The organism is Micromonospora sp. I033 (assembly GCF_053890995.1).
Window position 1 is genome coordinate 1 of the sequence record NZ_JBSSLX010000333.1, and the last position, 4,141, is coordinate 4,141.

Below are 4,141 nucleotides of genomic sequence, written 5' to 3' on the forward strand. Positions count from 1 at the left end.
GCCACCGTGCTGGTCTGCGGCCCCGCCGGCGGGCTGCACCCCGACCCGGCGACCGCGTGCCGGCTCGTCGCCCGCGTCGACGGCCACCTCGACGCGCTCGAGGTGCAGCCCGGCCCGTGCACCCGGGAGTACGCCCCGGTCACCGCCCGCGCCGTGGGCTTCTGGCAGGACCGGCCGGTCGCGTACACCCGGACCTTCGACAACGGGTGCCACCTGCGGCGTGGCACCGACGTGCTGTTCGACTTCTGAGCCCGGGGGCCGGCGCCCGCCCACGGGCGGGCGCCGCTCCGGCGGTCCGTCACACGGCCGCGCCCCGGCGGCCGGACCGGACGGCCTCGGGCGGAGAATGGCGGCGGGCGCGAGGGCCGCGCCCGGCGGTGACGGGCGGGAGGCCGGGCGGCGTGTCCGAGGCGGTGGACCAGCAGGTGGCGGGCGGCGCCCGGGAGCTGCGCGCCGACTGCGCGCGCTGCTTCGGGATCTGCTGCGTCGCGCCCGCGTTCGCCTCCTCCGCCGACTTCGCCGTCGACAAGCCCGCCGGGCAGCCCTGCCCGAACCTGGGCGCCGACTCCCGCTGCGGCATCCACCGGGACCTGCGGCAGCGTGGCTTCCCCGGCTGCACCGTCTTCGACTGCTTCGGCGCCGGCCAGCACGTCGCCCAGGGCACCTTCGGCGGGCGGGACTGGCGGGACGACCCGGCCACGGCGCGGCGGATGTTCGACACCTTCGCGGTGATGCGGCCGCTGCACGAGCTGCTCTGGTACCTGACCGAGGCCCTGGCGCTGACCCCGCCCGGCACGCTGCGCGAGGAGCTGGCCGCCGCCCTCGCCGAGACCGGCCGGCTCACCGACGGCACCCCCGAGGAGCTGCTGGCCCTCGACGTGGACGCGCAGCGGGAGCGGGTCAACCGGCTGCTGTCCCGGGCCGGCGAGCAGGCCCGGGCCGGCCGGGCCGGCGTGGACCGGCGGGGCGCGGTGCTGATCGGCGTCGACCTGCGGCGGGCGGGGCTGGCCGGCGCGAACCTGCGCGGCGCCTGCCTCATCGGCGCGGACCTGCGCGGGGTGGACCTCGGCGCGGCCGACCTGACCGGGGCGGACCTGCGCGGCGCGGACCTGCGCGGGGCCGACCTCGGCGACTGCCTGTTCGTGCACCAGTCCCAGCTCGACGCGGCCCGCGGCGACCACCGCACCACGCTGCCGCCCGGCCTGCGCCGCCCGGCGCACTGGACGTTGACCGTCACCCCGGTCGGGTCGCCCGGCGGCGCGCGGCCCTCCGGTGACCGGTCGGCGGGTGGGCGCCCCACCGGCGGACGCGCCGGCGGCCGACGCCGCCGCTGACCGCGCCACGCTCGGACCCGGCGGACAAGCTCCGGGCGCGCCGGCGGTGGCCCCGCCCCGGACGACGTGCCTCCCGTCGGTGACGGCAGCGGGGGCCCGCCGCGCTCCGGTGCGGGCGGCCGGGTTTCGGCGCGACCGGGCCGGGTAGGCGGCGTCACCGTGGCGACGGACGGGAGGCGGACCGGTGAAGTACGAGACACGGCAGGGCAGGCAGCCGGTCGATCCGGCGCACGCGGAGGACGAGGCCGGCCAGGCCCGGTTGGTCCAGGTGCCGGCGGACACCGACGTGCCGGCGCCGGAGCCGGGTGCGCCGAAACCGGACGAGGTGACCGAGGACGACGGTTCCGGCGTGGCCGGCGGGGCTTCCGGCAGCAGCTCGGGCGGCTCCTCCATGCCGACGCACCCGGACGCGGCCCGCTGAGCGTTTGCCCCCGGCCGGGGCGGGCAGGAGTGCGACATGACGAGTGAACAGTCCTTCGGCCGCGCCACCACGGACGAGCCCGACGGCGCGACCGCGTACGAGGCGTCGCTGCGCCCGCCGGGCGAGTCCCTGCACACCACCGACGACACCGGCGACGACTTCGCCGACCTGCCGGCCGAGGAGCACCGCTCCGCCCGGGAGGTCAGCCGGGCCGGCTACGACGTGGCCGAGGTCTCCGGCACCGCCGACCCGGCCAACGAGCCGGAGGAGATCGAGGAGGGCCGCCCGGAGCGGTGAGCGAACCCCCGCGGCCCGCCGCTCGGCCCGGCGGACGAGCCGGACCGGTCACGACGTCGCGGACGCCTGCGGCGCCGGCGACCCGGCCGGCGGGGAGTGATCCGGGTCCGGCCGGGGCGTGACGGTGATCGCCCCGGCCGGGCAGAGCTCCACCGCGAGCCGCACCCGGTCCACCGCGTCGGCCGGCGGCTCGGTGCGGCGCAGCAGGACGAGACCGTCCTCGTCGTCCTGGTCGAAGACCTCGGGCGCGGTCATCACGCAGTTGCCCGCCCCGCAGCAGCGGCCCCGGTCGACGCCCACCCGCACCGCCCCGTTCACCAGGTCACCGGCAGCGCGTCGAGGCCGTAGACGACCGAGCTGTCCCGGGTCGGCAGCCGCCCCTCCGTGGCGGCCGGCCGCAGCCGGGGAAACCGGCGGGCCAGCTCCACCAGGGCGATCCGCAGCTCCGCGCGGGCGAGGGGCTGGCCGATGCACTGGTGCACCCCGAAGCCGAACGCGACGTGCTGCTGCGCCGCCCGGTAGGGGTCGAACTCGTTCGGCCGGTCGAAGGCCGCCTGGTCGCGGTTGGCCAGCGAGAGCACGGCGATCGCCCCCTCCCCGGCCCGGATCAGCCGCCCGCCGACCTCGACGTCCTCGGTGGCCAGGCGGGGCAGGCCGGTGCGCACGATGCTCAGGTAGCGCAGCAGCTCCTCGACCAGGCCGTCGGCGTGGCCGGGGTCGTCGCGCAGCGCGGCGTACCGGGCGGGGTGGCGGAGCAGCAGCAGGGTGCTCAACCCGATCATGTTGGCGGTGGTCTCGTGGCCCGCGATGAGCAGCAGCACGGCCATGCCGACCAACTCGTCGACGGCCAGTTCCCCGGTGTCCACCCGGTCCCGGGCCAGCCGGCTGAGCAGGTCGTCGCCGCGCTCCCCGGCGGCCACCTTCGCCTCGACCAGCCGGTGCAGGTAGTCGCGCAGCTCCCGCACGTGCCGCTGGACCAGCTCCGGCGGGGCGTCCCGGTCGATAAGCGTCCGGCTGCGCTCCTGGAAGAAGTCGTGGTCGGCGTACGGGACGCCGAGCAGGTGGCAGATCACCATCGACGGCACCGGCAGCGCGACGTGCGTGACCAGGTCGGCGGGTGGGCCGGCGGCGTGCAGCTCGTCCAGCGCCCGGTCCACGGTCTGCCGGATCAGCGGCTCGATCCGACGCACGTTCCTGATCATGAATTCGGCGGTGAGCATCCGGCGCAGCCGGGCGTGCTCGGCGCCGTCCATCCGGATGAACCCGCCGCGGCGGTCGCCGAACGCGCCGGGCGGGATCCGGCGCAACAGCGGAAAGCCCGGTCGGGTCAGGTCGGCGCTGAAGCCGGGATGGCGCAGCAGCTGCTTCACGTCGGCGTGCCGGGTGACCAGCCAGGCCGTCGCGTCGGTGGGGAGCCGGACCCGGGTGACCGGGCCGGCGAACCGGCGCCGTTCCCCCGCGTCGAGCGGGACGAGCGGGTCACGGTCGAGGTTGGTCGGGGGCCAGAGCGGCAGGTCGGTGAGGGGCGCAACGGTCACGCGGACACCTCCGGAGGGCGACTGTCCGTGACGACATCGATCCGCTACGTTACCCATCGACCGGAGTCGACACAACCCGCGCGGGTCAACGGGCGACGGTGGCCGCCGCCCGCGCCTCGGCCATCCCCCGGTTGGCCAGCGCGTCGGCCCGCTCGTTCTCCGGGTGTCCGTTGTGGCCCTTCACCCAGAGCCAGGTCACGTCGTGCCGGGCGCAGGCCGCCTCCAGCCGCTGCCACAGGTCGGCGTTCTTCACCGGCTGCTTCGCCGCGGTCAGCCAGCCGTTGCGCTTCCACGAGGCCAGCCAGCCGGTGATGCCGTTGCGCACGTACGTGCTGTCGGTGTGCAGCCGCACGGTGACCGGGCGGGTCAGGCTCTCCAACGCCCGGATCGCGGCGCTCAGCTCCATCCGGTTGTTCGTGGTCGGGGCGGCCTCCCCACCGCACAGCTCGCGCTCGTGCCCGCCCCAGCGCAGCAGCACGCCCCAGCCGCCGGGGCCCGGATTGCCGCTGCACCCCCCGCCGGTCCAGATCCCCAGGTCCCCGCCGGTCGCC

Annotated in this window: 7 protein-coding genes; 4 read left to right on the forward strand and 3 right to left on the reverse strand. The window is 77.1% G+C overall.

All coding sequences use genetic code 11. The features are described from left to right. From ACW0Q9_RS29510 to ACW0Q9_RS29525, 4 genes are all read left to right on the forward strand, one after another. The coding region (locus tag ACW0Q9_RS29510; protein WP_456186882.1) for an SSI family serine proteinase inhibitor at positions 1-249 on the forward strand (249 nt) is incomplete at its 5' end. Positions 250-401: 152 nt separating this feature from the next. Continuing rightward, complete coding sequence (locus tag ACW0Q9_RS29515) at positions 402-1,334, forward strand: pentapeptide repeat-containing protein (RefSeq protein WP_456186884.1); 933 nt, start codon at positions 402-404, stop codon at positions 1,332-1,334. 184 nt (positions 1,335-1,518) lie between these two features. Next, positions 1,519-1,755, forward strand: a complete 237-nt coding sequence (locus ACW0Q9_RS29520; RefSeq protein WP_456186886.1) for a preprotein translocase YidC — start codon at positions 1,519-1,521, stop codon at positions 1,753-1,755. Between the two features lie 36 nt (positions 1,756-1,791). Continuing rightward, positions 1,792-2,052: a hypothetical protein gene (locus tag ACW0Q9_RS29525; protein WP_456186888.1), complete on the forward strand. Its 261-nt coding sequence runs from the start codon at positions 1,792-1,794 to the stop codon at positions 2,050-2,052. A gap of 48 nt (positions 2,053-2,100) precedes the next feature. On the opposite strand, the gene ACW0Q9_RS29530 is transcribed toward ACW0Q9_RS29525, so the two are convergent. The 3 genes from ACW0Q9_RS29530 to rnhA form a co-directional block, all read right to left on the reverse strand. Continuing rightward, positions 2,101-2,370, reverse strand: a complete 270-nt coding sequence (locus ACW0Q9_RS29530) for a ferredoxin (protein ID WP_456186890.1) — start codon at positions 2,368-2,370, stop codon at positions 2,101-2,103. Next, entirely contained in the window at positions 2,367-3,590 is a 1,224-nt protein-coding gene (locus ACW0Q9_RS29535; RefSeq protein ID WP_456186892.1) for a cytochrome P450, read from the reverse strand. The genes ACW0Q9_RS29530 and ACW0Q9_RS29535 overlap by 4 nt, the downstream gene beginning before the upstream one ends. Positions 3,591-3,675: 85 nt before the next feature. Next, a partial coding sequence (rnhA, locus tag ACW0Q9_RS29540; RefSeq protein WP_456186894.1) for a ribonuclease HI occupies positions 3,676-4,141 on the reverse strand: 466 nt, incomplete at its 5' end.

Excerpts from the sequence above, each read along its gene's own strand:
- ACW0Q9_RS29525 (WP_456186888.1), top strand. The coding sequence starts at position 1,792 with ATGACGAGTGAACAGTCCTTCGGCCGCGCCACCACGGACGAGCCCGAC.